Origin of the sequence: Brevundimonas vancanneytii (genome assembly GCF_901421975.1) — a bacterium.
GTDB lineage: Bacteria > Pseudomonadota > Alphaproteobacteria > Caulobacterales > Caulobacteraceae > Brevundimonas > Brevundimonas diminuta.
The window spans coordinates 159,546-184,313 of sequence record NZ_LR588407.1 but is presented as its reverse complement, the minus strand read 5'-3'; the positions used below and the strand labels follow the sequence as shown (position 1 = coordinate 184,313).

Annotated in this window: 28 protein-coding genes; 9 read left to right on the top strand and 19 right to left on the bottom strand. The window is 69.0% G+C overall.

The features are described 5' to 3' along the window. From FGL25_RS00915 to FGL25_RS00900, 4 genes are all read right to left on the bottom strand, one after another. Entirely contained in the window at positions 1-1,497 is a 1,497-nt protein-coding gene (locus FGL25_RS00915) for an amidohydrolase (RefSeq protein ID WP_088410567.1), read from the bottom strand. Between the two features lie 116 nt (positions 1,498-1,613). Continuing rightward, positions 1,614-1,895 carry a DUF167 family protein gene (locus FGL25_RS00910; RefSeq protein ID WP_003166274.1) on the bottom strand — a complete coding sequence of 94 codons (282 nt, stop codon included), beginning with the start codon at positions 1,893-1,895 and terminating at the stop codon, positions 1,614-1,616. A gap of 151 nt (positions 1,896-2,046) precedes the next feature. Continuing rightward, positions 2,047-2,976: an electron transfer flavoprotein subunit alpha/FixB family protein gene (locus FGL25_RS00905; protein ID WP_138140690.1), complete on the bottom strand. Its 930-nt coding sequence runs from the start codon at positions 2,974-2,976 to the stop codon at positions 2,047-2,049. Beyond that, positions 2,976-3,740 (bottom strand): electron transfer flavoprotein subunit beta/FixA family protein, encoded by a 765-nt coding sequence (locus FGL25_RS00900; protein WP_046652441.1) that lies wholly within the window; start codon positions 3,738-3,740, stop codon positions 2,976-2,978. Before FGL25_RS00900 ends, FGL25_RS00905 begins: the two co-directional genes overlap by 1 nt. Before the next feature lie 125 nt (positions 3,741-3,865). On the opposite strand from FGL25_RS00900, the gene FGL25_RS00895 reads away from it, so the two are divergent. After that, on the top strand, positions 3,866-4,207 hold the full coding sequence (locus FGL25_RS00895; RefSeq protein ID WP_076222848.1) for a hypothetical protein: 342 nt from the start codon (positions 3,866-3,868) through the stop codon (positions 4,205-4,207). A gap of 9 nt (positions 4,208-4,216) precedes the next feature. On the opposite strand, the gene FGL25_RS00890 is transcribed toward FGL25_RS00895, so the two are convergent. Together FGL25_RS00890 and FGL25_RS00885 are read right to left on the bottom strand one after the other, a co-directional pair. Then, positions 4,217-4,789 carry a cob(I)yrinic acid a,c-diamide adenosyltransferase gene (locus FGL25_RS00890; protein WP_138140689.1) on the bottom strand — a complete coding sequence of 191 codons (573 nt, stop codon included), beginning with the start codon at positions 4,787-4,789 and terminating at the stop codon, positions 4,217-4,219. Positions 4,790-4,823: 34 nt separating this feature from the next. After that, positions 4,824-5,027, bottom strand: a complete 204-nt coding sequence (locus tag FGL25_RS00885) for a twin transmembrane helix small protein (RefSeq protein ID WP_076222851.1) — start codon at positions 5,025-5,027, stop codon at positions 4,824-4,826. Positions 5,028-5,183: 156 nt separating this feature from the next. Between FGL25_RS00885 and FGL25_RS00880 the strand changes: the two genes are divergently transcribed. Together FGL25_RS00880 and FGL25_RS00875 are read left to right on the top strand one after the other, a co-directional pair. Next, the gene (locus FGL25_RS00880) at positions 5,184-7,325 is read left to right on the top strand and encodes a TonB-dependent receptor domain-containing protein (RefSeq protein WP_197733787.1); all 2,142 of its coding nucleotides are present in this window, start codon (positions 5,184-5,186) and stop codon (positions 7,323-7,325) included. Positions 7,326-7,441: 116 nt separating this feature from the next. Further along, positions 7,442-8,566: a hypothetical protein gene (locus FGL25_RS00875; RefSeq protein WP_167493268.1), complete on the top strand. Its 1,125-nt coding sequence runs from the start codon at positions 7,442-7,444 to the stop codon at positions 8,564-8,566. A 64-nt stretch (positions 8,567-8,630) separates the two neighbouring features. On the opposite strand, the gene ahcY is transcribed toward FGL25_RS00875, so the two are convergent. Next, on the bottom strand, positions 8,631-10,022 hold the full coding sequence (gene ahcY / locus FGL25_RS00870; RefSeq protein WP_003166281.1) for an adenosylhomocysteinase: 1,392 nt from the start codon (positions 10,020-10,022) through the stop codon (positions 8,631-8,633). Positions 10,023-10,257: 235 nt separating this feature from the next. On the opposite strand from ahcY, the gene FGL25_RS00865 reads away from it, so the two are divergent. From FGL25_RS00865 to FGL25_RS00850, 4 genes are all read left to right on the top strand, one after another. Continuing rightward, positions 10,258-11,751 (top strand): globin-coupled sensor protein, encoded by a 1,494-nt coding sequence (locus tag FGL25_RS00865; protein WP_138140686.1) that lies wholly within the window; start codon positions 10,258-10,260, stop codon positions 11,749-11,751. Between the two features lie 203 nt (positions 11,752-11,954). After that, positions 11,955-13,190, top strand: a complete 1,236-nt coding sequence (locus FGL25_RS00860; RefSeq protein WP_138140685.1) for a metal-dependent hydrolase family protein — start codon at positions 11,955-11,957, stop codon at positions 13,188-13,190. A gap of 67 nt (positions 13,191-13,257) precedes the next feature. Next, complete coding sequence (gene bioB, locus FGL25_RS00855) at positions 13,258-14,274, top strand: biotin synthase BioB (RefSeq protein WP_138140684.1); 1,017 nt, start codon at positions 13,258-13,260, stop codon at positions 14,272-14,274. Continuing rightward, positions 14,271-14,780, top strand: coding sequence for a GNAT family N-acetyltransferase (locus FGL25_RS00850; RefSeq protein WP_138140683.1), 510 nt, complete (start codon positions 14,271-14,273; stop codon positions 14,778-14,780). Before bioB ends, FGL25_RS00850 begins: the two co-directional genes overlap by 4 nt. A gap of 3 nt (positions 14,781-14,783) precedes the next feature. Here FGL25_RS00850 and FGL25_RS00845 read toward each other — a convergent pair whose 3' ends face one another. Beyond that, positions 14,784-14,981, bottom strand: coding sequence for a hypothetical protein (locus tag FGL25_RS00845; protein WP_088410574.1), 198 nt, complete (start codon positions 14,979-14,981; stop codon positions 14,784-14,786). A 98-nt stretch (positions 14,982-15,079) separates the two neighbouring features. On the opposite strand from FGL25_RS00845, the gene FGL25_RS00840 reads away from it, so the two are divergent. Beyond that, a complete protein-coding gene (locus FGL25_RS00840) occupies positions 15,080-15,271 on the top strand; it encodes a hypothetical protein (protein WP_138140682.1) in 192 nt (63 codons plus the stop codon). A 257-nt stretch (positions 15,272-15,528) separates the two neighbouring features. Here FGL25_RS00840 and FGL25_RS00835 read toward each other — a convergent pair whose 3' ends face one another. From FGL25_RS00835 to FGL25_RS00790, 10 genes are all read right to left on the bottom strand, one after another. Next, positions 15,529-16,731: a divergent polysaccharide deacetylase family protein gene (locus FGL25_RS00835; protein ID WP_138142330.1), complete on the bottom strand. Its 1,203-nt coding sequence runs from the start codon at positions 16,729-16,731 to the stop codon at positions 15,529-15,531. Between the two features lie 205 nt (positions 16,732-16,936). Then, complete coding sequence (locus FGL25_RS00830) at positions 16,937-18,355, bottom strand: S41 family peptidase (protein WP_046652452.1); 1,419 nt, start codon at positions 18,353-18,355, stop codon at positions 16,937-16,939. A 149-nt stretch (positions 18,356-18,504) separates the two neighbouring features. Then, on the bottom strand, positions 18,505-19,599 hold the full coding sequence (locus FGL25_RS00825) for a murein hydrolase activator EnvC family protein (RefSeq protein WP_138140681.1): 1,095 nt from the start codon (positions 19,597-19,599) through the stop codon (positions 18,505-18,507). Continuing rightward, on the bottom strand, positions 19,599-20,063 hold the full coding sequence (gene rlmH / locus FGL25_RS00820) for a 23S rRNA (pseudouridine(1915)-N(3))-methyltransferase RlmH (protein ID WP_003166290.1): 465 nt from the start codon (positions 20,061-20,063) through the stop codon (positions 19,599-19,601). The genes FGL25_RS00825 and rlmH overlap by 1 nt, the downstream gene beginning before the upstream one ends. Positions 20,064-20,090: 27 nt before the next feature. Next, positions 20,091-20,540, bottom strand: a complete 450-nt coding sequence (gene rsfS, locus FGL25_RS00815; protein ID WP_197733786.1) for a ribosome silencing factor — start codon at positions 20,538-20,540, stop codon at positions 20,091-20,093. Positions 20,541-20,675: 135 nt separating this feature from the next. Next, positions 20,676-21,338: a nicotinate-nucleotide adenylyltransferase gene (locus tag FGL25_RS00810; RefSeq protein WP_040346317.1), complete on the bottom strand. Its 663-nt coding sequence runs from the start codon at positions 21,336-21,338 to the stop codon at positions 20,676-20,678. Positions 21,339-21,454: 116 nt separating this feature from the next. Next, positions 21,455-22,072, bottom strand: coding sequence for a DUF6655 family protein (locus FGL25_RS00805; protein WP_003166294.1), 618 nt, complete (start codon positions 22,070-22,072; stop codon positions 21,455-21,457). Then, positions 22,069-22,509, bottom strand: coding sequence for a VOC family protein (locus tag FGL25_RS00800; protein ID WP_003166295.1), 441 nt, complete (start codon positions 22,507-22,509; stop codon positions 22,069-22,071). The genes FGL25_RS00805 and FGL25_RS00800 overlap by 4 nt, the downstream gene beginning before the upstream one ends. Positions 22,510-22,517: 8 nt before the next feature. Beyond that, positions 22,518-22,757: a zinc-finger domain-containing protein gene (locus FGL25_RS00795; protein ID WP_040346318.1), complete on the bottom strand. Its 240-nt coding sequence runs from the start codon at positions 22,755-22,757 to the stop codon at positions 22,518-22,520. A 57-nt stretch (positions 22,758-22,814) separates the two neighbouring features. Next, the gene (locus tag FGL25_RS00790; protein WP_003166297.1) at positions 22,815-23,105 is read right to left on the bottom strand and encodes a hypothetical protein; all 291 of its coding nucleotides are present in this window, start codon (positions 23,103-23,105) and stop codon (positions 22,815-22,817) included. Between the two features lie 189 nt (positions 23,106-23,294). Between FGL25_RS00790 and FGL25_RS00785 the strand changes: the two genes are divergently transcribed. Next, positions 23,295-24,269 (top strand): ABC transporter ATP-binding protein, encoded by a 975-nt coding sequence (locus FGL25_RS00785; RefSeq protein ID WP_046652455.1) that lies wholly within the window; start codon positions 23,295-23,297, stop codon positions 24,267-24,269. An 18-nt stretch (positions 24,270-24,287) separates the two neighbouring features. Here FGL25_RS00785 and FGL25_RS00780 read toward each other — a convergent pair whose 3' ends face one another. Further along, positions 24,288-24,698: a Tat pathway signal protein gene (locus FGL25_RS00780; RefSeq protein WP_138140679.1), complete on the bottom strand. Its 411-nt coding sequence runs from the start codon at positions 24,696-24,698 to the stop codon at positions 24,288-24,290. Positions 24,699-24,768: the final 70 nt, after the last annotated feature.

Genomic DNA, 24,768 nt, shown 5'->3' with positions numbered 1-24,768 from the left:
TCAGCGAGCTCCCTGGGCGACGCCGGCGGCGGCCTGGCCGAAGCCGGGCTGGCCCAGTTCGAAATCGGACACGGGCTGGAAGGCGGGGTTCTGGCGATCGAAGGCCAGGCCGCCGTCGATGAAGACCTGGTCGGCGCGGGCGTAGATCGAGAAGGGATCGGCGCTCCAGATCACCACGTCGGCGCGCTTGCCGCTCTCGAGCGAGCCGGTTTCCTTGTCGATGCCGATGGACCTGGCCGCATTCAGCGTGATCCAGCTGATGGCGTGCTCTTCGGAGATGTTCATCCCGGCGCGGCGACCGGCCGACAGGGCGGCGGCGGCTTCCTGGTTCAGGCGCTGGATCAGTTCGGCGTCGTCCGAGTGGATGACGGCGCACGAGCCCTCGGGCGCGTCGGTCAGGGCGGCGTTCTCCTCGATGCCGTCCAAGGCCTCCATCTTGAAGCCCCACCAGCCGGTCCACATGGCGGCGCAGACGCCTTCACGCGCCAGCAGGGGCGCGATCTTGTAGGCCTCGACCGCGTGGTGGAAGGTGGTGATCTTGTAGCCGAACTCCTTGGCCACATCGAGCATGACCGCCATTTCATCGGCGCGGTAGCAGTGGTTCTGGATCAGGATCGAGCCGTCCAGAACGCCCGCCAAGGTCTCGAGCTGCAGGTTGCGGGTCGGGGGCGTGCCCTGACCGTCCTCGCGCCACTTGTCCCACTTGGCCTTGTAGTCGCGCGCGGCGATGAAGCCGGCGCGATAGCCCGCGACATTGCCCATGCCGGTGGCCGGCGACTGGTTGCGCGAGCCATAGACCCGCGACGGGTTCTCGCCGCAGGCCATCTTCAGGCCGTAGGGGGCGTTCGGGAACTTCATCCCCTGCATCGTCACCGAGGGGACGTTGCGCAGGGTCACGCCGCGGCCGCCGAACAGATTGGCCGAGCCGGGCAGAATCTGCATCGTCGTCACCCCGCCCGCGCGGGCGGTGTTGAAGCCGGGATCCTGCGGCCAGATCGAGTGTTCGGACCAGACCTGGGCGGTGTTGGGGTTGGTGGCTTCGTTGCCGTCGCTCATGCCCATGACGCCCGGCGAGGGATAGACGCCCAGGTGGCTGTGGATGTCGATGATGCCCGGCGTGACGAAGCGGCCGCGCGCGTCGACCACCTGATGGCCCGCCGGGACCGGGGTGTCCGCCCCGCCGACGGCGGCGATGCGGCCGTCGGTGACGACGACGACGCCGCCCTCGATCTTCTGACCGGCGCCGGTCAGCACCGTCGCGCCGACGATGGCCATGTTCTGGCGCGGCAGGCCGCGATAGGTCGAGGGATAGGGGTCCGTGTTGGCCCAGCCGTCCAGACCCGGCGCCATCGTGCGGTCCTTGGAGGACGACGCGGCGGAAGCCGTCTCGGTCTTGGGCGCGGCGTCGCCGGTCGTGGCGCAGGCCGACAGGCTGAGCGCGCCGAGCGCGCAGGTGAGAACAGCGAGGCTTGGACCCCGCAGGCGACTGAACAACATGGGCGAGCCCCCTCGCGCCCGCGAACTGCGGGCAGACAATGGCGTGTATACAATCGCCAGTTTCCGTCAGGGTAAAGCTCTAAAAGCCGCCGCTCTCGGCAAAGTCAGGCGCGCGCTCAATCCGCAGGCAGGCGGGCGCGGACCTCCGCGTCGGTCAGGCCGTCGACCTCGATCATCTTCAGCCGCGACTGGCCGCCGCGCGCCAGCGCCACATCGCGCTTGGGCACGCCCAGGGCCTTGGCGAGGAAGGCGGTCAGGGCGGCGTTGGCCTCGCCCTCCACCGGCTGGGCGCGGACGCGGACCTTCAGCACCGGGCGGCCGTCCGGGTCGACATCCCAGCCGTCGATGCGGTCGGCCGAGGCGCGCGGGGTCAGCTTGACGGGAATGCGGGCGGTCATGGGAGGTGTTTGGCCCGATCCACCAGCTTTGGCCAACCCCTCTCCGCTCATCCCGGCGGACGCCGGGATGAGCGGGCAGAAGGCGCACAAAAAGAAAACGCGCCGGACAGTCTCCCGTCCGGCGCGCGTCTTGTTCAGTCTGTGACTGCCCTTAGCCCAGGGCGGCCATCAGTTCCGGCACGGCGGTCTTGTAGTCGGCGACCCAGCCGTAATCGGCGACCTGGAAGATCGGGGCGTCGGCGTCCTTGTTGATCGCAACGATCACCTTGGAGTCCTTCATCCCGGCCAGGTGCTGGATGGCGCCCGAGATGCCGATGGCGATGTAGAGGGCCGGAGCCACGACCTTGCCGGTCTGGCCGACCTGATAGTCGTTGGGGGCGTAGCCCGCATCGACCGCCGCGCGCGAGGCGCCGACGGCGGCGCCCAGCTTGTCGGCCAGGGGGTCCATGACGGCGTGGAATTCTTCAGCCGAGCCCAGGGCGCGGCCGCCCGAGACGACGATCTTGGCGGCGCCCAGTTCCGGGCGGTCCGACTTGACCATTTCTTCCGACACGAAGGCGGTCTTGGGCGCTTCGCCGGCGGCGACGCTCTCGACCGAGGCCGATCCGCCTTCGGCGGCGGCGGCGAAGGCCGTCGGCCGCACGGTGATGACCTTCTTGGCGTCGGCCGACTGGACCGTCTCCAGCGCATTGCCCGCATAGATCGGACGCACGAAGGTATCGGCCGAGACGACTTCCACGATGTCCGAGATCGGCGCCGTGTCCAGCTTGGCGGCGATGCGCGGGGCGAAGTTCTTGCCGTCGGTGTTGGCCGGGGTCAGGATGGCGTCGTAGGCGCCGGCCAGCGGCAGGACGGTGGCCTCGACGGCCTCGGCCAGACCGTGGGCGACGGCGTCGCCTTCGGCCAGCAGCACCTTGCGCACGCCCGCGATCTTGGCGGCGGCGTCAGCCACAGCCTGAGCGCCCTTGCCCAGCACCAGAACGTCCACGTCCGACGACAGGGCCAGGGCGGCCGTCACGGTCTTGTGGGTGGTGTCGCGAACAACCGAGCCGTCGTGGTCGGCGATGACGAGAACGGCCATTACAGAACCCCTGCGTCTTTGAGCTTGGAAACCAGTTCGGCCGCATCGGCGACCTTGACGCCCGCCGAACGCTTCGGCGGCTCCGTCACCTTCAGCACCTTGAGGCGGTCCGCCGTGTCGACGCCGTAGTCGGCGACCGCCTTCATGGCGATCTCCTTCTTCTTGGCCTTCATGATGTTGGGCAGCGACGCATAGCGCGGCGTGTTCAGGCGCAGGTCGACCGACACCACGGCCGGCAGTTCGGCCGCGACCGTCTGCAGGCCGCCGTCGACTTCACGGGTGACGACAGCCTTGCCGCCTTCGATCGCCAGCTTGCCGGCGAAGGTGGCCTGCGGCCAGTCCAGCAGGGCGGCCAGCATCTGACCCACGGCGTTGTTGTCGCCGTCGATCGACTGCTTGCCCAGCAGCACCAGGTCCGGCTTCTCTTCGTCCACCACGGCCTTCAGCACCTTGGCGACGGCCAGCGGCTCCAGATCCGTGTCCGACTGCACCAGGACGCCGCGATCCGCGCCCATGGCCAGGGCCGTGCGGATGGTTTCCTGCGCCTGGGTCACGCCGATGGAGACGACGACGATCTCGGTCGCCGTGCCCGCGGCATGGTGTTCCTTGCCTTCCTTCAGGCGCACGGCCTCTTCGACGGCGATTTCGTCGAAGGGGTTCATGCTCATCTTGACGTTGGCCAGGTCGACGCCGGTCTGGTCCGCCTTCACGCGAGCCTTGACGTTGCTGTCGATCACCCGTTTCACCGGGACGAGTACCTTCATGAGCCTATCCACTTGGTCATCGAAATGTCGGTCGAGGGATTGGACCGATGAAACCGGCCTGTCAACGTAACGCTACGTGAACTGCGGTCGTGTCGCGGACGCATTTTTGATCTATTGAGACGAGCATGAAACGCTTCCTGACGATCCGGCGCCTCAGCTTCATCTTCTTCAGCCTGTTCGCGGTGACGCTGGCGGGGGTGTTCATCCTGCAGCGTTTCTGGGTCGATCCGGGCGAGCGCTGCGCGGCCAAGGGTTATTGGTACGATCTGGAGACGCGCATCTGCGCCCAGCCCATCTACATCCCCGACATCACCGGCCGCCCGGCGGGCACGACGCGCGCCGAGGCCTCGAACAAGGCCAATCAGGAGCTGCTGGTCCTGGAAGACCAGGTCAACGCCCAGAAGCGCGCCCGCGCCGCCGCCACCGAGGCCGAGCGCGAGCGGGTGAACGCCCTGCGGTCGCAGTAGGCCCGCGCCTCAGCGCGTCACGCCGGGCCGCCACAGAACATCGCCGGCGCCATTGGCGTTGGCGCGGCGGGCGGCGACGAACAGCAGGTCCGACAGGCGGTTGAGGTAGCGCACCGCCTCAGGGTTCACGACCTCGCCCGCTTCCATCAGACGCACGGCCTCGCGCTCGGCCCGGCGGCACACGGTGCGCGCCAGGTGCAGATGCGCCGACAACGGCGAACCGCCCGACAGGATGAAGCTGTCCAGCGGCTTGAGGCTCTCATTCATCCAGTCGATCTCTGATTCCAGCCGCTCGACCTGGGAGGCGATGATGCGCAGGGCCTCCCACTTGGGCGCCGGCTCCATCGGCGTGGCCAGATCGGCGCCCAGGTCGAACAGCTCGTTCTGGATGCGGCCCAGCATGGCGTCGATGCGGTCGTTCTGGCCGCTGTTCAGGCGCGCCACGCCGATGACGGCGTTCAGTTCGTCCACCGCGCCATAGGCCTCGACCCGCGCATCGGTCTTGGACACCGGAGCGCCCGAGGCCAGCCGCGTCTGCCCGGCGTCGCCGGTGCGGGTGTAGATCTTGTTCAGCGTCACCATGACGCGCCCTCCCCTGTTCCTGTTGGTGCGCGCCTCAGCCCGCGTGCGTCCGCTTCAGCCACATGCCGACCATCAGCAGCAGCACCGCCACCGCCTGAAGGATGATGCGCAGCCGCATCAGCTTGTTCGAGCGAACGCTCGCGCCTTCCCCGCCCTTGTTCAGGTTGTAGAGGCCGAAGCCCAGGGTGACGACGACGCCGGCCACGGCGATCAGGATCAGAATGTCGATGAGGTCCATGACCGCTTCTTAGGCCCGCCCGCCATCCCGCGCCAGACATGTCGAAACGAGATCGCAATTGCGACCTATTCGCACACCCCTATTGCGTTGAGAATGCGAACGCTGTTGAGAGGCGTTCTCATTTTAAAGGCCCCTCCCCGAATGTCCCCTTCACGCATGTCCCGCCGTTCGTCCCTGCTGGCCGCCACCGCTCTGATGACTGTGGGCGCCGGCGCGCCCGCCCTGGCTGACGAGACCGCGGACATGATGGAGCAGACGCACAAGGTCGCCGACGTGGTCGTCACCGCCTCGGGCTTCGAGCAGAAGATCACCCAGGCGCCCGCCTCGATCAGCGTCCTGCCGCGCGAGGAGATCCAAGAGATCCGCGCCGCCTCGATCGCCGAGATCCTGAACAACATCGAGGGCGTCGACACGGGTTCGGGCGTCGGCAAGACCGGCGGCCAGACCATCAACATCCGCGGCATGGGCTCGGACTACACCCTGATCCTGATCGACGGCCGCCGCCAGAACACGGCCGGCAGCGTGACCCCGAACGGCTTCGGCGAAACGGCCAACAGCTTCCTGCCGCCGGTCTCGGCCATCGACCGTATTGAGGTGGTGCGCGGCCCCGTCGCCACCCTCTACGGCTCGGACGCAATGGGCGGGGTCGTCAACATCATCACCCGCAAGGTCGGCGACGCCTGGACGGGCTCGGCCTCGGCCAACTACACCCTGCAGGGCGACGACGAGTTCGGCGACTTCTGGGGGATCAACGGCTACGCCTCGGGTCCGCTGATCGCCGACCGCCTGGGCCTGGCCCTGCGCGGCTCCTGGTCCGAGCGCGAACAGTCGGACCTGAAATACCGCGACGTGAACGGAAACGAGGTCGACGTCACCGGCTTCGGCCGCAGCGCCACCGCCTATGAGATCTGGACCCTGGGCGCCCGCCTCAGCCTGACGCCGAACGCGGACCACGACCTGTGGCTGGACGTCGACGCGGCCGGCCAGTGGTACGACAACGCCAAGGGCCAGATGGGCACCAACACCGTCGCCGGCGGCTACAAGGACTTCCTGGAGTTCAACCGCGAGCAGTACCTGCTGGCGCACAATTGGCGCCTGGATTTCGGCACGCTGGAATCCACCCTGTCGCACAACAAGACCGAGACGGTCGGCCGCATCATCCCCCGCGGCGTGCCCGGCGCCGGGGGCGACCGCACCCTGGAGACCACGACCACCCTGTTCGACACCAAGCTGAACAGCCAGTGGCGCAACCACACCTTCACCGTCGGCGGCCAGTACATGGACGCCGAAATGACCGACGGCGTGGCGGCCGGCAACTTCACCTTCGAGCAATGGGCCCTGTTCGCCGAGGACGAATGGCGGCTGCGCGACGACCTGGCCCTGACGGTCGGCCTCCGCTACGACGACCACTCCAGCTTCGGCGACCACGTCAGCCCGCGCGCCTATCTGGTGTGGAACGCCAATGAGCAGTGGACGCTGAAGGGCGGCGTCAGCGGCGGCTACAAGACCCCGCGCCTGGAACAGCTGACCCCCGGCATCAACGGCTTCGGCCGCCAGGGCGCTTTGCCGCTGATCGGCAGCCCCGGCCTGACCCCGGAAACCAGCGTGGCCTATGAGTTCGGCGTCTATTTCGACAACGGCTCGACCTTCCGCGCCAACGCCACCGTCTTCCGCAACGACTTCGAGGACAAGATCGCCTCGGGCCAGCCGATCGCCAACTGCACCTTCGGCCTGACCCAGGCCCAATACGACGCCGGCGACTACTCCAAGACGGGTTGCGCCGACGTCGGCTTCTGGTCGGCGATCAAGGAGTTCGGCCAGAGCGTGAACATCGACGAGGCCACGACCCAGGGCCTGGAAGTCGTCGCCCGCTGGCGCTTCGCCGAAGCCTGGAGCCTGCACGGCAACTATACCTACACCGACAGCGAGCAGAAGACCGGCGCGCAGGCCGGCCGCCCCCTGACCGATACGCCCGAGCACATGATCAACGCCCAGCTGCGCTGGCAGGCCACCGACCGTCTGTCGACCTGGCTGCGCGGCGAGTATCGCTCAGAACGCTGGCGCGGCGAGGGCGCGGCCCGCGACGCCCTTGGCGACTTCAAGGCCTATGAGCTGTTCCACATCGGCGGCTCGTACGAAGTCAATGACCGCGTGACCCTCAATGCGGCCATCTACAACCTGTTCGACAAGGACTTCGTCCGTCTGGCTCCCTATGGCGCGCCGGTCGCCTATTCGCCGGAATACGCCAACAATCAGGAGCCGCGTCGTCTTTGGATGTCGGTGACGACGACCTTCTAACCCCTCTTCAGTTTCCTCCCCGACTGACCGGGCCGCCTCCTTGAAGGAAGCGGCCCGTTTTTTTGACCTGCGCCAAACTAAGCCGTTGGTCATTTTTGACTGGCAGGATGGTCGTCATGACTGATCGCGCCATCCGCAACCTCGAACACCTGCGCCGCACCGCCTCGACGGCGCGCGTGCTGAATCTGCTCAAGGTCTATGACGAGCACGGCGACAGCGACGACTGGGCCGAGCGCCCCATGTTCCGCAACCCGGCCCTGAACCGCGCCCTGATCATCAAGCACAGGCTGCGGCGCAATGAGACCGACGCCTTTCCGGGCCGCCGTCAGGTGGCGACCAAGATCGTGGTGCCGATCGACAGCACCGACCTGAAGACCGGCGGCCGCTTCATCTTCGTCAACCAGATCGGCTTCGAGCGCGCCATGCACGAGGCCTTCGGCGTCGACCCCGACCACCCGGACCTGAAGACCCTGCGGCTGATGGATCAGCTGCCGTCGCTGGACCCCTTTCTGCTGCGCGAACAGCTGCGGCGCGGCAATGTGGACGCCGCCCCCTGCTATTTCGCCCTCAGCGAGGCCGACCTGGAGCGTATGCTGGAGTTCGTCCAGAAGGAGATCGAGCCTCTGGTCACGCTCAGCGTCGGCGACGGGGTGGCAGCCGCCGGTTCGACCGCCCGCATGGCGTCGAAGATCCTGTCCAACGCTCCCGGCGACCGATTGGAGGCGCTGCGCCTGACGCTGAAGCTGGAGCCCGAGCAGTATCAGGAAGGCGTCTTCTGCTGGAAGGGCTTCCTCTACTACAAATGGGCGCTCGCCAGTCTGATGGCCGACATCGTCCATGTGGCCGATGAAGTGGGCACGATCCAGCCCGCCGGCCCCAGCGACCAGGCGGCCAAGGACTATATCGCGCGCGGACGCGGCGTGCTGCGCGGCCGCATCATGAAGACCTGCGAAGAGGTCAGCCGCACCCTGCGCTATTACGACGACGCCTATGCGGGGCTGACGCGCGAGGGCAATCCGGTGGCGTTCCGCGACTTCCTGCTGGAGGCGCCCGCCCTGTTCACCCGCCTGGGCGACCAGCTGGGGGCGGTGCAGCACATCGTCAGCTTCTGGCGCTTCCGCTTCAACCCCAAGGCGCCGCCGGTCGGGGTGGATGAGCTGATCGACATCTTCATGGACTTCGAAACCGGCCTAATGGGCCGCGGGCCTGACGAGTTCGATCCACGCGACGTCGCAGCGTAAGTTCAAAAGAAAACCCCGCGCCGTCGCCGGCGCGGGGTTCTGTCTTTCAGACCCGAGACAGGTCTCAGTAGCGGTAGTGTTCCGGCTTGAACGGCCCCTCGACCGGCACCGAGATGTAGTCGGCCTGATCCTGGCTCAGCGTCGTCAGCTTGGCGCCCAGCTTGGCCAGGTGCAGGAAGGCGACCTTCTCGTCCAGGTGCTTGGGCAGGGTGTAGACCTTGTTGTCGTAGGCCTTGGCGTTGGTCCACAGCTCGATCTGGGCCAGCGTCTGGTTGGTGAAGGACGCCGACATCACGAAGGACGGGTGGCCCGTGGCGTTGCCCAGGTTCACCAGACGGCCTTCCGACAGCAGGATGATCTTCTTGCCGTCCGGGAACTCGACGTGGTGGACCTGATCCTTGATCTTGTCCCACTTGAAGTTCTTCAGGCCCGCGACCTGAATCTCAGAGTCGAAGTGGCCGATGTTGCAGACGATGGCGTTGTTGCGCATGGCGCGCATGTGCTCGACGCGGATGACGTCCTTGTTGCCCGTCGTGGTGACGAAGATGTCGGCCTTGTCGGCGACGTCTTCTAGGGTCTGGACCTCATAGCCTTCCATCGCCGCCTGCAGGGCGCAGATCGGGTCGATTTCCGTCACGATCACGCGGGCGCCGCCGTTGCGCAGCGAAGCCGCCGAGCCCTTGCCCACGTCGCCGTAGCCGCAGACCACCGCCACCTTGCCCGACAGCATGACGTCGGTGCCGCGACGGATGGCGTCGACCAGGGATTCACGGCAGCCGTACAGGTTGTCGAACTTCGACTTGGTGACGCTGTCGTTGACGTTGATGGCGGGGAAGGGCAGTTCGCCGCGCTCGGCCATCTGATACAGGCGGTGCACGCCCGTGGTCGTCTCTTCCGACACGCCGCCGATGGCGTCGCGGATAGCCGAATAGAAGCCCGGCTTTTCCTTCAGATAGCGCTTCATGACCGAGAAGAGGGCTTCCTCTTCCTCGTTCTGCGGGTTGTCCAGAACAGAGGCGTCCTTCTCGGCCTTCGGGCCCAGCACGCACAGCAGGGTGGCGTCGCCGCCGTCGTCCAGGATCAGGTTCGGGTAGCCGCCGTCGGCCCATTCGAAGATCTTGTGGGCGTAGTCCCAGTACTCCACCAACGTCTCGCCCTTGAAGGCGAAGACCGGCGTGCCCGACGCGGCGATGGCGGCGGCGGCGTGGTCCTGGGTCGAGAAGATGTTGCACGAGGCCCAGCGCACTTCGGCGCCCAGGGCTTCCAGCGTCTGGATCAGCACGGCCGTCTGGATGGTCATGTGCAGGCTGCCGGCGATGCGGGCGCCCTTCAGCGGCTGGGACGCGCCGTATTCCGCGCGCAGCGCCATCAGGCCCGGCATCTCGGTTTCGGCGATGGCGATTTCCTTGTTGCCGAAGTCGGCCAGGGAGATGTCGCGGACGATGTAGTCGGTCATGCAGAAATGTCTTTCGGCCACTGTCGGGGGATCGCCGTCGCTATAGCGCGGCGCGGCGGCGGGAGCAATCAAGACATAAGGATATCTTTATATGAGCGGCCGCTCACCTGAATCGCGGGCCCTCCGAAGCGGTTAAGGGAATCTACGCAATCCGGGCTTAACCCGGCCAATACCCTCTTGATGACAAGGGGCATTAAGGGCTCTCCCCCGCCCTGCCGTTAAAACGAGTTGCGTCATGGCTTCCCACGAGATCGACCGTCGCATGAACTTCATGGGGCTGGGTCGGCCGTCCGCCGGTTACAGCGCCATCTCGGGCCTGCTGCGTCAGGCCGTGCCCCAGGCCCTGACCGCCTTCTACGACAAGGTGCGCGCCGAGCCCGACACCCGCCGCTTCTTCCGCGACGAAGGCCATGTCGCCGCCGCCAGCAACGCCCAGCAGCGCCACTGGGCCGCCATCATCGACGGTCGCGCCGACGAAGACTACGCCGCCTCGGTGCGCACCATCGGCCGCGTCCACGCCCGTATCGGTCTGGAGCCGCGCTGGTACATCGGCGGCTACAGCGTCATCCTGGCCCACCTGACCCGCGCCGTGGTCGAGCGCCCCAGGAAGCTGTTCGCCAACCGCCGCGCGCACGACCGCATCACCGCCGAAGCCCTGGCCGAGCTCAACCAGCGGGTCATGCTGGACATGGACCTGGCCATCTCCATCTATCTGGACGCCCTGCAGGAAGAACGCGACCGGGTGCAGGCCGAGCACGACGCCGCCGAAGCCCGCCAGGCCGAGGTCGTGCGCGCCCTGGGCGCCGCCCTGCACAGCCTGGCCGACAACGATCTGTCCGTAACCATCCCGGACGTCTTCCCCGAGGAATACCGCTCGCTTCAGAACGATTTCCACGCCGCGACCCGCGCCCTGCGCACCGCCGTGCGCGCCGTGGCCGACAGCGTCGAGAGCCTGAGCGCCGGGTCCAGCCAGCTGGCCGTCGCCTCCGAAGACCTGGCCAGCCGCACCGAGCGTCAGGCCGCCAACCTGGAGCGCACCGTCAACGAGGCCGACGCCATCGCCCGCCAGGTCGCCTCGACCGCCGACGGCGCGCGCCAGACCGCCGAGGCCCTGGCCGCCGCCCGCGCCGATGTCGAACACACGACCCAGGTGGTCGGCGACGCCGTATCCGCCATCCACGCCATAGCCGAATCCTCGACCGAGATCGCCCGCTTCACCAGCCTGATCGACGAGATCGCCTTCCAGACCAACCTGCTGGCGCTCAACGCCGGGGTCGAGGCCGCCCGCGCCGGCGACGCCGGGCGCGGCTTCGCCGTGGTGGCCCAGGAAGTGCGCGCCCTGGCCCAGCGCTCGTCCGAGGCGTCCGGCGAGATCCGCACCCTGATCTCCACCTCCTCGGCCCAGGTGGCGCGCGGCGTCGACCTGGTCGAGCGCACCGGCGCGGCGCTGGAGCGCATCGGCGCCAAGGTCTCGGCCGTCGACGGCCTGGCGGGCGGCATCGCCGGCTCGGCTCAGGAACAGGCCGACGGCCTGGCCCGCGTCCGCCGCGCCATGGGCGAGATGGACGACATCACCCAGCAGAACGCCGCCATGACCGAAGAGGCCACCGCCGCCGCCCGTCAGTTGGCCAATGAGGCCGTCAGCCTGAACCAGCAGGTCGGCCGCTTCCGTCTGGACCGCTCGGTGGCCGCCGGCGCCGCCGCGACGGGCCCCCGCCTGGTCGCCTGATCCGCAGACGCAAATCCGACTGGCGTCAGGCGACGGACGCGGGCTAACACTCTCCCCGAGTTTCGAGGGGGGAGTATCCATGATGAAGACCTTGCTGACGACGGCCGCCTGCGCCCTGGCCCTGGCGGCCGCGGGCGCGCCCGCAGCCGCCCAGACCGCCACGCCCGTCGCGCCGACGGGCGCCGCGCCCCGCGCCGGGCGTCGTGACCCTGATCCAGGCGGGGCGCCTGCTGGATCGTCCCGGCCAGGCCCCGCGCGGGCCGTCCACCGTAGTGGTGCGCGACGGCAAGGTGGTCGAGATCCGCGACGGCTTCGTCGACGCCGCCGCCTTCCCCGGCGCCGTGGTGGTGGACCAGCGCGACCGCTTCGTCCTGCCCGGCCTGATCGACAGCCATGTGCACCTGGTGTCCGACGTGGCGGGCCAGGCCGGTTTCCTGGCCGAGATCACCGACAACCTGCCCTCGCGCGCCTACAGCGCCGCCATGAACGCCCGCAAGACGCTGATGGCGGGCTTCACCACCGTGCGGAACCTGGGCGACAGCGGCGGCGTCACCCTGGCCCTGCGCGACGAGACGGCGGCCCACCGCCTGGCCGGACCGCGCATCATCGACGCCGGGAACAGCATCTCGACCACCTCGGGCCACATGGACGGGCGTCTGGGCTTCAACGACGACTTCCGCGAACACGTGGCCCACGACAACGTCTGCAACGGCGCCGAAAGCTGCCGCGAGGCGGTCCGTCTTCAGGTCGGACGCGGCGTCGACGTCATCAAGATCGCCACCACCGGCGGGGTCAACAGCCGCATCGGCGCCGGACTGGGCGCCCAGATGTTCGATGACGAGGCCAAGGCCCTGATCGACACGGCCCACCTCTACGGCAAGAAGGTCGCCGTCCACGCCCACGGCGCCGACGGCATCAACCTGGCCCTGCGCATGGGCGTCGATTCGGTCGAGCACGGCACCATCTTCGACGACGAGACCCTGCAGCTGCTGCGCCGCACCCGCGCCTATTACGTCCCGACCCTGTCGGTGGTGAACGGCTACACCGAGCGTCTGGCCGCCGACCCCGAGGCCTATCCGCCGGAAGTCCTGGCCAAGATCCGCTGGCGCATCGAGATCACCGGCCAGTCGCTGCAACGCGCGGTCCCGGCGGGCGTCCGCATCGCCTTCGGCACCGACGCGGGCGTGTCCAAGCACGGCCGCAACGCCGATGAGTTCGAGCTGATGGTCAGGAACGGCATGACCCCGGCGACCGCCATCGAGGCGGCCACCGTCAACGCCGCCGATCTGCTGGGCGTCTCGACCGAGGTCGGCACGCTGGAGCCGGGCAAGCGCGCCGACGTCATCGCCGTGGCGGGCGATCCGCTGGCTGATGTGACGACGCTGAAGTCCGTCGCCTTCGTCATGCGCGACGGCCGCGTCTACAAGGACGAACGCTGAGCCAAAGAACGGCGACGCGTCACTTCCGGCTTGGCCGCGCCCGCGCGCGCGGCTAAGCCGTCGTCCCATGGCTGACGACGCATCGATCCGACCCGCCCGCGATCTCTCGATCCCCCGTCACGACTGGACCCTGGAGGAGGTCGAGGCTCTGTTCGCCCGCCCCTTCATGGAGCTGGTGTTCGAGGCGGCGACCGTGCACCGGCGCACCTTCAACCCGAATGAAGTCCAGAAGTCGCAGCTGTTGTCGGTCAAGACCGGCGGCTGCGCCGAGAACTGCGGCTACTGCTCCCAGTCGGCCAGCTTCAAGACCGGACTGAAGGCCGAGAAGCTGATGGAGCCGACCGCCGTCATCGCCGAGGCCATGGCGGCCAAGGCCGGCGGGGCCAGCCGCTTCTGCATGGGCGCCGCCTGGCGCGAGCTGAAGGACCGCGACACGCCCAAGCTGGCGGCCATGATCTCCGGCGTGAAGGCGCTGGGTCTGGAAACCTGCGCCACGCTCGGCATGCTGAACGCCGACCAGGCGAAACAGCTGAAGGACGCGGGCCTCGACTACTACAACCACAACCTCGACACCGGGCCCGAGTACTACGCCGAGGTGGTGACGACCCGCACCTATCAGGACCGGCTGGAGACCCTGCAGCACGTTCGCGACGCGGGCATGAACACCTGCTGCGGCGGCATCGTCGGCATGGGCGAGAAGCGCCGCGACCGCGCCGGCCTGCTGCATGCGCTCGCCACCCTGCCCGTCCACCCCGACAGCCTGCCGGTCAACGCCCTGGTCCCCGTCGGCGGCACGCCCCTGGGCGAGCGGGTGCTGAAGGAAGGCGAGATCGACCCGATCGAGTTCGTCCGCACCGTCGCCGTCGCCCGCCTGGTCTGCCCCAAGTCGATGGTCCGCCTGTCGGCCGGTCGCGAAGGCATGACGCCGGAGATGCAGGCCCTGTGCTTCCTGGCCGGCGCCAACTCCATCTTCGTCGGCGGCAAGCTGCTGACCACGCCGAACCCGGAAGAGGACGACGACGCCAAGCTGTTCGCCCTGCTGGACCTGAAGCCCATGCCCGCCAAGGGTTGCGACGCCCATTGATCCGGGTCCGCCCGACGCGCGGAACGGACATCGGCCGTCTGGAGGCGGTGGAGCGGTCGGCGGCGACGCTGTTTCGCACCCTGCCCGATCTGGCCTGGCTGGCGGAGGACCGCACGGCCGGGCCTGAAGCCCATGCGCGCGCCGTAGCGCAGGGCCTGTCCTGGGTCGCCGTGGACGAAGCGGATCAGCCGGCCGGCTTCCTGATCGCCGCCGTAGAGGACGGCGCAGACCTTCACGTTCTGGAGTTGTCCGTCGCCGCCGACCATCAGGGACGCAGCGCCGGGCGGGCGCTGATGCAGACGGCCCGGCGCGAGGCCGAAGCCCGCGCCCTGTCGGCTCTGACCCTGACGACGTTCGCAGGCGTCGCGTGGAACGCCCCCTTCTACGCCCGCCTCGGCTACGCCGTGCTGACCACTGAAACGACGCCCGCCTATCTGCGCGAGGCCTTGGCCGCGCAAGCCCGGCATGGCCTCACCGACCGCATCGCCATGCGGCTCACGCTCTGACGCCTATTTGCTCATCCAGGGACGCGACGCCCCGCTCTTGATGCGGGCCGCCTGCTCGCGCTGGAAGCGCCCGCCGCGCGGCGGCTTGGGCCGGGCGTCGATCGCCGCCTTCTTGAGCCGCAGCGCCCGCTGCACGGGCGTCTCGCCGGGAACGGCGTCCGCAGGTTCGGCGGCGGGCGTGTGATCATCATCAGTGCTCATGCCGCTTCTGTAGCACGTCCACGGCCCACGACGACCAAGGGCATAGACAGGCTCGCACATAAACCGCTTATCTCATTGTTCGAAGCACGAGGGTCGGCATGCAAACCAGCAAAGACACCGTCTGGATCGGCGAGCCGACGCCGGGCGACGCCCTGTTCTTCCCTAGCCTCGAGTTTATCCAGACGCCGTGCGCGCTGGGCGTGCTGGCGAGGGGCAACCCGATCGACCGAGGCGCTCCATTCGTTCAGATGTTTCGTCTTCCGCGACGTGCAGGTGTTCAGCGCCTTTGACGAAAGCCTCTACTGGTCGCATGCGGAAACCGCGGACAGACCCCGCCATTTGCTTAACCGCGTCGAGACCAGCCCCTTGCGTGATGCGGTCATGAAACTGCGCGGCGGCGACGACTGCGCCGACCACTGGATCGTCCACCATTTTGTCATCTGCGGCGGCGACTTTTGCGGCGAGGTTCTCGCCTCGCCCCACTTTGAGAGCGCGGTTTTTAAGACGGAAGCCCATGCGCGCGCGGCGTTGCGTCAGATGACGACGTTTAACGCCCCGGCCGCCGGGTCATCGCCGAGGCGGGGGCCAACTGGAGGCCGCGGGCTTCGAGGCCCGCCGTCCAGCGGGCGGCGGCCTCGACGGTGACGGGGTAGGAGAAGCCGGTCCCTAAGGCCGCGCCGTTGGTCTTGGCGGCGGCCTCCAGCGCGTTGAACTGGCGCAGGATGGCGGCGGGGGTCTGTTCCTCGTCGACGACGCGGTCGGCGCTGGCGCGGGCGAAGGCGCCGGGACGCCGACGCATGGAGCCGTCGTCGAGGAAGGCCAGGCCCCGCTGGCGCAGGTTGGTCATCAGGGCGCTCACCCCCTCGTCCGAGGTCGCGAAGCGGTCGCCCAGATAGTTGGTCACGCCGAAATAGCCCGTGGCGCGCGCCAGCAGCCAGTCCAGCTTGACCGCTACGTCGTCGGCGCCGCCGGACGACAGCAGGGTGTAGGGGCCGGGGTCGTTGTCGGGATAGCCGGTCGGCTCCATCGGCAATTCGATCATCACCTCATGGCCGTGGGCGCGGGCCAGGTCGATCCAGGTCTGAAGGCCCTCGGCGTAGGGCACGAAGGACAGGGTCACTTCGGCGGGCAGGCGTTCGATCGCCGCGCGCGTCGTGGCGCTGTTCAGGCCCAGCCCGCCGACCACCAGGGCCACCATCGGCTTGCCGTTCGAGCGGAAGGGCCGGGCGTAGGCCTGGGCCGGGACGCGGCCGTCGGCGGCGATGCGCGGCAGGGGGCCGTTGGGGCCGGGCTGGAACAGGCCCGCGATCGGCGCCTTGGGCAGGGGATTGGAGGGCGCGCGCACCGGGGCGCTGAAGCCCTGGCCCGAGGCCACGCTGGCGCCGTCCGGCAGGGTGATCAGGGCCTCGCCCCCGGCGGCTCCGCCCTCGCCCATCAGGGCCGGATCGATGGGGCCGAGATCCTGATAGATGTCCAGACCGCTGAAACCGAAGGCCTCCGCCCCGGTCGGCGCCGTGTCGGCGGCGACGGGCCGCTCCAGAACGGCGCTGGCCGTCGGCGCGCCCGCACGCGGGTCGCCCAGCACGGCGACGAACAGGGCGGCGGCGCCGATGACGAAGACCCCGGCCGCGCCCGCCGCGACGGGCGGCTTCTTCAGGGCGTTCAGGACCGGCTCCATGGCGACGCGCGACCGGGGCTCCGGCGGTGCGCCTGCGGCGGCGGCGAGGGCGGACTGGCGCTTGGCGAACATGGTCAGGGCGGCGGCTCGGGCTTGCAGGCGCCGCACAGACGCGGCGCCCCTCAGCCTCAGTTAAGCCCTGCGTCGGTTAAGAAAGCCTAACGGCGCGTTCACCACGTTCTTGGCCGCCCTAAACCGCCCTTACTCGCGGGCTTATGAACAGCGCGGCGCCGATCCCCGGGACAAGCCCGGGGCGACGAAGAAAGGCGAGAGGCCCTTAATCAGGCTTCGGCTTGTTCTCTGGCGTGATGTCAGGCGGCAGCATCGGGCGTTCCGTCGGCGTTTCGGCCTCCGCCGTCTCGACCTTCTCTTCGCCCGGCTCGGTGATGACGATCCCCTCGGGCGCAGCAGCCAGCTTGGTCAGGTCGCCGCCGGCGCGCAGCACGTCCAGCGCCCGCTCCAGCTGATAGTCCTTGTCCTTGGCGTAGTCGGCGCCCGGCGCTTCGCGCGGTGTGTGCGGCCCCTTGCGCTCGGCCCCGATGGAGGAGTCCAGCGCCGTCGAATAGGCCGCCTCGGAATAGATGAAACTGGAGCGCGAGACGATGCGCGCCTCGGCCTCGGAGCGCGCGACCTCCAGGTCCGGCTCGATGCCGATCTTCTGGATCGAGCGGCCCGACGGCGTGTAGTAGCGCGCCGTGGTGATCGACAGGGCGCCGTCCTGGCCGCCGCGCAGCGGGATCACCGTCTGCACCGACCCCTTGCCGAAGCTGGTCAGGCCGACGACCGTCGCCCGCTCCTGATCCTTCAGGGCCCCGGCCACGATCTCGGACGCCGAGGCCGAGCCGTAGTTGATCAGCACCACCACCGGCAGGCCGCCGGTCAGGTCGCCCGGCTTGGCGGCGTAGCGTTCGATGTCCTCGGGCTTGCGGCCGCGCTGGCTGACGATCTCGCCGCGCTCCAGGAAGGCGTCCGACACGTCGATGGCCGCCGTCAGCAGGCCGCCGCCGTTGTTGCGCAGGTCCAGCACATAGCCCTTGAGGCCCGGCTTCTCGCGCTTCAGCCGCTCGATCGTCTCGGTCAGCTCGCGGCCGGTGTTCTCGTTGAAGGTCGAGATGCGCAGATAGCCGAAGTCGCCTTCCAGACGGCCGGTGACGGATTCGACCTTGATGACTTCGCGCGTCAGCACGACCTCGCGCGGCTCCTCGCCGTCGCGCAGGAAGGTGACGGTGACGCTGGTGCCCGTGGCGCCGCGCAGCTTGTCCGAGACCTCGGACACCGTCAGACCGGCCGCGTTCTGGCCGTTGACGGCGCTGATGACGTCGCCCGCCTGAACCCCCGCACGGCCCGCCGGGCTGTCGTCCATCGGCGAGATGACCTTCACCAGCCCGCCCTCTGAGGTGATGGTCAGGCCGACGCCGGAATATTCCCCCGAAGTCCGCTCGCGCAGGTCGCCGAAGGCCTTGGCCGGCAGGTAGTTGGAGTGCGGGTCGAGCGCCGTCATCATGCCCTGCAGGGCGGCCTCGATCAGCTTCTTGTTGTCGACCGGAACGACATAGGCCTGCTCGACGATACCCAGCACGTCGCCGAACATCTCGAGCATGCGGAAGGTCTCGTTGCGCGGAGTCTGGCTGGCCACGGCCGCCGCCGATCCGCCCAGCGCCAGGGCGGCGGCGCCCACGAGAAGCAGTTTACGCATTCGGTCTCTTTCCATCGGATCCGCTTTCGGCTCCGGTCGTCCAGGGCGGCGCGGGCGCCACGAACGGCGCGCACGACAGTTCCGGCGATACAAACAGCGTCCGCGCCGATTTGAAAGGGATTTTGCGCGGTTGGCCCTCGGAGGGCGGCCTACTGCAGCCAGGGCGCGGGATCGATGGGCCGTTCCTGGCGGCGCAGTTCGAAATAGGCCTCGCCGTCCTCGCCGGTGCGGCCCAGAGTCTGGCCGTCGGCGACGCGCTGTCCGGTCTCGACCTCCAGACGATCCAGGCCCGCAATCACGGCGCGCCAGCCGGGGCCAAGGTCGAGGATCACCACCTCGCCCCACTCCTTCAGCGGCCCGGCGTAGGCGACGCGGCCCGCCGCCGGGGCGCCGACCGCCTCATGGCTGGAGCGCCAGCTCCAACCCGCCGAGCGGCCGCCGAAGCGTTGAGAGGGCGTCCCTGCGATGGGCGGGGTCAGGCGGCTGCGGCCCGCAGGCAGGCGGGCGGCCGGGGCTTCTTCCGGCGCCTCGGCGATCCGAGGCGTCTGGCCGCCCAGTTCGCGGATGCGCGCCTCCAGCGCCTTGGTGGCCCGCTCGGCCCGCGCCGCCTCGGCCCGCAGGACGGACCGCAGGGCGGTCTTGCGCGCCGTCAGCCCCTCGATCTCGGCGCGACGGTCGTTCTGGGCGCTTTCGACGGTGAACAGGCGCTCGCTGGACAGGGCGGCCAGGCGGCGGATGCGGCCGATCTCGGCCTGGCGCTCGACCAGGGTTTCGGCCCGGTCCTGAAGCTCAGGCGTGATGGCGCGGATCAGGATGGAGGCGCGCACCGTGTCCACCGCCTTGTCCGCCGGGATCAGCAGGGGCGGCGGCGGCTCGCGGCTCATCATCTGCAGGGCGGACAGCAGCCGTCCCTGCGCCGCGCGCTCGCGCGACAGGGCGGCCAGCAGGGCCGCTTCACGATCGCCGAGCTCCTTCAGACGGGCGCGCTGGGCCTCCATCTGCACGTCGTCCTCAGCCTCGGCGCGGCGTAGCTCGCGCAGCTGGCGGTCCAGGTCGACGATCTCCTCGGCGGCGGCGGCGGCCTCGGCGCGCAGGCGGCGGGCGCGGGCGGTCTCGTCGCGATACTCGGCCTGAAGCCGGGTCAGCTCGGGGTTCGGCTGGGCCGCGCGCTGGCTGGCCGCCGGCCCGGCCAGGGCCAGCAGCAGGCTGGAGGAGGTCAGAAGAAGAACGGCCCCGGATCGCATCAGTCGCGATGATAGGGCGAACCGGCCAGGATGGTCACGGCCCGATAGATCTGCTCGGCCAGCATGGCGCGGGCCAGGGCGTGGGGCCAGGTCTGCGGCCCGAAGGCCAGGGTCGAGCGGGCCGCGCGGCGCACGCTTTCGTCCAGACCGTCGGCGCCGCCGATGACGAAGACCAGCCGCCGCTCGCCCTGATCGCGCAGGGCCGCCACATGATCGGCGAAGGCGCGCGAGGAATAGGTGCGTCCCCGCTCGTCGCAGGCGATCAGGTGCGCGCCCTCGGCGGCGGCCAGCAGCAGCTCGGCCTCCGGCGCCTTGCCGGGCTTCTTCGGCTCCAAGTCGATGAGTTCGAGGGGGCCCAGACCCAAGGGCCGCCCCGACAGGGTGGCCCGCCGGGCGTAGTCGTCGGCCAGGGCGGCCTCGGGACCGCGGCCCGGCTTGCCGATGGCCGCGATCGCCAGCTTCATGAGGTCAGCCCGCAGTCAGAGAAAGGGTCAGCCGCGGACAGGGCCGCCGCGGTGGGCGCTGTCGACCGCCCAGATCTTCTCGATGTTGTAGAAGGTGCGCACTTCCGGGCGGAACAGGTGGACGACGACGTCGCCCGCATCCAGCAGCACCCAGTCGCAATGCGGCAGACCCTCGACCTTCACCTTGCCCAGGCCCAGTTCCTTGAACAGGCGCAGCAGGTGGTCGGCGATGGCGCCGACGTGACGGTGCGAGCGACCCGAAGCCACGATCATGGCGTCGGTCATCGGGCTCTTGCCGCGCAGGTCGATCAGGACGATGTCCTGGGCCTTGTCGTCGTCGAGTTTGGCGAGGACGGCCTGCTCCAGCTCGGTCGCGCCGACCGGCAGAGGCTGGCGCCCGTCGCTGCCGGAGTCGTCGCTACTGGGGCCGTCCTCGGCCTGACCGTCTTCGGAATGGACGGAATCCATCAGGTCCATTTCGTGCGCCGCATTCGAAACGGCGTCTTGCGCATCGTGCGCGGTCGAGGGGGTCAGCGGAGGGCTCCGAGGCGATTACTAAAAGCCGATCATAGCACGCCCGGCGCAAAAGGTCACCCAGCCTGCGACGACTCTTCACCCCGCCGCGCGCGTCGCGCGGATGGCGGTGGAGGAGCGGTGATTCAGCGGCGCCGTCAGATAGGTCCAGGCGGGCGCCTCCAGATTGGGCAGCAAACCGGCCTGGGCGGCGGGAATGCGATAGCGGGCGAACCTCGCCGCCGCCGGGGCCGTGCGGCTGTCCAGCAGGCTGCCCGGCCGGGCGATCACCGCCACCGGCATCAACCGCATGATGTCGGTCCAGCCCCTCCAGCGATGGAAGCCCGCCAGATTGTCCGATCCCATCAGCCAGACGAAGTGCACGCCCGGATGGCGGGCGACGACGGCGCGCAGGGTGTCGACGGTCCAGCGCGTGCCCGCCCTCGTCTCGAAATCCGAGACGATCATGGCCGGTCCGACGCTCGCCGCCACGGCGCGCGCCGAGGCCATGCGTTCGGCCAGGGGCGCGGTCTCGTGCTCGGATTTCAGCGGATTCTGCGGCGAGACCAGCCAGACCACCCGGTCCAGGTCCAGCCGCTGCATGGCGGTGGCCGCCACATGGGCGTGGCCGTCGTGGGCCGGATTGAACGAGCCGCCAAACAGGCCGACCTTCATCCCCGGCGCCAGATCCAACCCGTCGCGCAGGGCGCCTCGGCGAAGACCGGAGCCTTTCGGCGCAGGACCGGCGTGGAAGAAGGACAAGGGCGTCTCTTGCGGCGGCGGCGAACGGATGAGCGCGGCCAACGCCTTATGCTCACCTGCGCCCTAACACGGTCCGAAGCGGCTGTCTCGCTCCGCGAACGGACTGAGCGCTCGCGCTAGAATTCCTTCCAGCTCGAACCCGGATCGCGCTCGCCCGGCTGGGCCAACTGCTGGCCCCAGGTGATCATCATCAGGGCCTTGTGGCTGCGGATCTTGTACTGGCCGATCATCGGCGTGACGGCGCCCAGCGGCATCCCGGTGCGGGCGTCATAGAGGAAGCCCGAGAACTCGGCCACGCCCATGCGGTCGCGGTTGGAGTAGAGCGACAGCTCCGGCAGGGAGACGACGTTCAGGCTCTCATTGATCGGCACCCGCATGTCGGGAATGCCCACCACCCGGCGCAGCTGGTCCAGCGACAGGGCGCCGGCGCGCACCTCGAAGATGGCGTCGGCCTCGCCGCGTTCGCGCACGATGGCGTAGCCGGCTTCCGACAGGGCGGCGCGGATGGCGCTCAGCGCATAGCGGGCGTTCTCGGCCTGGAAATAGGTCTCGTCGACGAAGACGCGCGCGCCCTGGGGGATCGGCAGGGTCAGGCCCTCGACCGCCCGGTCGGCGGCGCGGTTGACCAGCAGCATGTCCGTGGCCGTCCGCGACGGATTGGTCTCCGTCACCGAGGCGCAGGCGCCCAGGCTCAGGACCGCCAGACCCAGGATCAGCCGCGCCGAAACGCTCACCAGGCGCCCACGTTCGGCATGGAGGCCCAGGGCTCGGCCGGAGCCAGACGCTCGCCCGACTGCAGCAGCTCGATCGAAATCCCGTCCGGCGAACGGATGAAGGCCATGTGGCCGTCGCGCGGCGGACGGTTGACGACCACGCCGCCGTCCATCAGCCGCTGGCAGGCGGCGTAGATGTCGTCGACCTGAAACGCCAGGTGGCCGAAGTTGCGGCCGCCGTCGTAGTCCTGATCGTCCCAGTTATAGGTCAGCTCGACCTCGGGGGATTGCTCGGCCTCGGCGCGAGCCTTGTCCGCCGGCGCGGCCAGATAGACCAGGGTGAAGCGCCCGGCCTCGTAATCCGCGCGGCGCGTCTCCACCAGACCCAGCAGATCGCGGTAGAAACGCATCGAAGCGTCCAAATCCTTCACCCGGACCATGGCGTGCAGATAGCGCATGATCGGACTCAGTGCGCCTCGGGCGGACGGGCCGCCGGATCGAGGTATTCGCTCTCGGGGTGCGGATGGGCCGACAGCACGAAGCGGCGGTCGCAATAGCCGCACTCGATGAAGTCGTCCTCGCCCATGTCCATGTAGACCAGCGGGTGGCCCAGGGCCCCGCCGCCGCCGTCGCAGGCGACGCGCTTGGTCGAGACCACGATCTCTTCGGGCGGAGGAATGACGGCTTCGAGATGACGGGGAGGCATGATCCGGTCCGGTCTGGAAAGGCTTTGCGCCGTTCCTAGGCGGACCGGACCGTCAGGTCAAACCTCCGAAGGCGCGGCCTTGCGGCCCATCACCTTGTCGAACAGGGCCTTGCGCTTCTTGAACAGGGTCAGGCCCAGGCAGCCCGCGCCGACCCACAGGCCGATCTCGCCGATCACGGCGGCGACCGCGGCGATGATCGCCGCCTGGGTCATGGGCAGATAGTCCAGCTTGCCCGCCAGCAGGGCCAGGGCGAAACCGGCGTAGCCGATGGCGCAGACCCCCATGGCGATGAAGCCGATCAGGCGAATGCGGGTCAGCGGCTTACGGGTGGCGACGGCGGTGGTCATGGCGTGTCCTCATCCAAGGGAAGTTGTCTTTCTGACAAGCAAGCTAGACACATCACCCGCACACGTCAAGCACCATTTACATATCGTCTCGCAACCTTGTCCCCGTACGCACGGCGACGGCTTGGCGAACGGCCCCGCGCCCCCTACCTATGCCGTCCGCCCCGCCTTGCCCGAGTTGAAGTCCGCGCCATGACCCAAGAGCCCCGCCTGCCCGTCAACGCCATCGAGGTCAGGGGGCTGAAGAAGACCTACAAGGGCTCGCGCAAGTCGCCGCCGAAGACGGCCCTGCGCGGGGTCGATCTGACGGTGCCGCGCGGCTCGATGTTCGGCCTGCTGGGGCCCAACGGCGCGGGCAAGTCGACCCTGATCAACATCATCGCGGGCGTTGTGAACAAATCGGAGGGCACCGTCCGCATCTGGGATCGCGACATCGACCATGAGGCGCGCGACGCCCGCTCGGCGCTGGGCGTGGTGCCGCAGGAGATCGTCGCCGACGTCTTCTTCACCCCGCGCGAGGCGCTGGAGGTCCAGGCCGGCTTCTACGGCGTGCCCGCCGACGAGCGCCGCTCGGACGAGCTGCTGGCGGCGCTGGGCCTGTCGGACAAGGCCAACGCCTATGTCCGCGCCCTGTCCGGCGGCATGAAGCGGCGCCTGATGGTGGCCAAGGCCCTGGTCCACAATCCGCCGGTGCTGATCCTAGACGAGCCGACGGCGGGCGTGGACGTCGAGCTGCGCCGCCAGCTGTGGGAGTACGTCCGCAAGATCAATGAGGAAGGGGTGACGGTGATCCTGACCACCCACTACCTCGAAGAGGCGCAGGAGCTGTGCGACACCATCGCCATCATCAACCGCGGCGAGGTCGTGGCCTGCGAGCCGACCGAACAGTTGTTGAAGCGGCTGGACACCCGCAACGTCGTGGTGACGCCCGAGACGGCGCCCGAGACCCTGCCCGCCCTGAACGGCTTTGCGGTCGCCCCGCGCGCCAACGGCGCCTTCGTCGTCACCTATCGGACAGGCGAGTCGAGCGTCGAACAGGTGCTGGCCGCCGTGCGCGCGGCGGGCGTGACCATCAAGGACATCGCCACCGAAGACCCGGACCTGGAGGACGTCTTCCTGGCCATGACCTACGGCGACACGAGCCGCCCCGACCCGACGCAGGACTAGGGAGGGGGCCTAGCCCCTTCACGCCACCATCACCGTTCCCAGCAACAGCTTCGCCCCCGGCTTGCCCAGAATGGCGTCCGTCGCGTGCTGCAACGCCACCACCAGCCATTCGACGTTGGGCGGGGCGTCCGGCAGCAGCCGCTCGGCGGCGATACGGACGATCTCGTTGTAGGCGGCGCTGAGACGCGGCTGGGACAGCTGCGCCCGTTCCATCAGGGCGCCGTCGGCGATGTCGAGGCCCGTCTCGACCGTCATCACCCCGCGTCGTCCGTCACGCCTCAACACGGTGGCCGTGGCGGTGGGCAGGGACAGATAGCCCCCCTTGCCGCCGCCGCTCTTCTCAGGCGAAGCGTGCGCGGTGCCGGCCGCCGCGAGGCCGCCGAGCGCCACGCCATGCAAAGTCAGGCCGATCAGATGACGTCTGTCCATGACGCCACCCTAGTCGCGCCGCCTTTCCCGGACGTTGACGCCTAGCCCGCGACGAGACGGCGGCGTATGC

Bases quoted from the DNA above. Each gene is read 5' to 3' on its own strand.
- FGL25_RS00840 (WP_138140682.1), top strand. From the start codon at position 15,080: ATGCAAACCAGCAAAGACACCGTCTGGATCGGCGAGCCGACGCCGGGC.
- FGL25_RS00885 (WP_076222851.1), bottom strand. From the start codon at position 5,027: ATGGACCTCATCGACATTCTGATCCTGATCGCCGTGGCCGGCGTCGTC.
- ahcY (WP_003166281.1), bottom strand. From the start codon at position 10,022: ATGACCGACTACATCGTCCGCGACATCTCCCTGGCCGACTTCGGCAAC.
- FGL25_RS00790 (WP_003166297.1), bottom strand. From the start codon at position 23,105: ATGACCACCGCCGTCGCCACCCGTAAGCCGCTGACCCGCATTCGCCTG.
- FGL25_RS00910 (WP_003166274.1), bottom strand. From the start codon at position 1,895: ATGACCGCCCGCATTCCCGTCAAGCTGACCCCGCGCGCCTCGGCCGAC.
- rlmH (WP_003166290.1), bottom strand. From the start codon at position 20,063: ATGAAGCTGGCGATCGCGGCCATCGGCAAGCCGGGCCGCGGTCCCGAG.
- bioB (WP_138140684.1), top strand. From the start codon at position 13,258: ATGGCTGACGACGCATCGATCCGACCCGCCCGCGATCTCTCGATCCCC.
- FGL25_RS00875 (WP_167493268.1), top strand. From the start codon at position 7,442: ATGACTGATCGCGCCATCCGCAACCTCGAACACCTGCGCCGCACCGCC.
- FGL25_RS00780 (WP_138140679.1), bottom strand. From the start codon at position 24,698: ATGGACAGACGTCATCTGATCGGCCTGACTTTGCATGGCGTGGCGCTC.
- FGL25_RS00890 (WP_138140689.1), bottom strand. From the start codon at position 4,789: ATGGTGACGCTGAACAAGATCTACACCCGCACCGGCGACGCCGGGCAG.
- FGL25_RS00800 (WP_003166295.1), bottom strand. From the start codon at position 22,509: ATGCGCTATCTGCACGCCATGGTCCGGGTGAAGGATTTGGACGCTTCG.
- FGL25_RS00880 (WP_197733787.1), top strand. From the start codon at position 5,184: ATGTCCCGCCGTTCGTCCCTGCTGGCCGCCACCGCTCTGATGACTGTG.
- FGL25_RS00825 (WP_138140681.1), bottom strand. From the start codon at position 19,599: ATGCGATCCGGGGCCGTTCTTCTTCTGACCTCCTCCAGCCTGCTGCTG.
- FGL25_RS00865 (WP_138140686.1), top strand. From the start codon at position 10,258: ATGGCTTCCCACGAGATCGACCGTCGCATGAACTTCATGGGGCTGGGT.
- FGL25_RS00830 (WP_046652452.1), bottom strand. From the start codon at position 18,355: ATGCGTAAACTGCTTCTCGTGGGCGCCGCCGCCCTGGCGCTGGGCGGA.
- FGL25_RS00835 (WP_138142330.1), bottom strand. From the start codon at position 16,731: ATGTTCGCCAAGCGCCAGTCCGCCCTCGCCGCCGCCGCAGGCGCACCG.
- rsfS (WP_197733786.1), bottom strand. From the start codon at position 20,540: ATGGACCTGATGGATTCCGTCCATTCCGAAGACGGTCAGGCCGAGGAC.
- FGL25_RS00845 (WP_088410574.1), bottom strand. From the start codon at position 14,981: ATGAGCACTGATGATGATCACACGCCCGCCGCCGAACCTGCGGACGCC.
- FGL25_RS00895 (WP_076222848.1), top strand. From the start codon at position 3,866: ATGAAACGCTTCCTGACGATCCGGCGCCTCAGCTTCATCTTCTTCAGC.
- FGL25_RS00785 (WP_046652455.1), top strand. From the start codon at position 23,295: ATGACCCAAGAGCCCCGCCTGCCCGTCAACGCCATCGAGGTCAGGGGG.
- FGL25_RS00795 (WP_040346318.1), bottom strand. From the start codon at position 22,757: ATGCCTCCCCGTCATCTCGAAGCCGTCATTCCTCCGCCCGAAGAGATC.
- FGL25_RS00915 (WP_088410567.1), bottom strand. From the start codon at position 1,497: ATGTTGTTCAGTCGCCTGCGGGGTCCAAGCCTCGCTGTTCTCACCTGC.
- FGL25_RS00900 (WP_046652441.1), bottom strand. From the start codon at position 3,740: ATGAAGGTACTCGTCCCGGTGAAACGGGTGATCGACAGCAACGTCAAG.
- FGL25_RS00905 (WP_138140690.1), bottom strand. From the start codon at position 2,976: ATGGCCGTTCTCGTCATCGCCGACCACGACGGCTCGGTTGTTCGCGAC.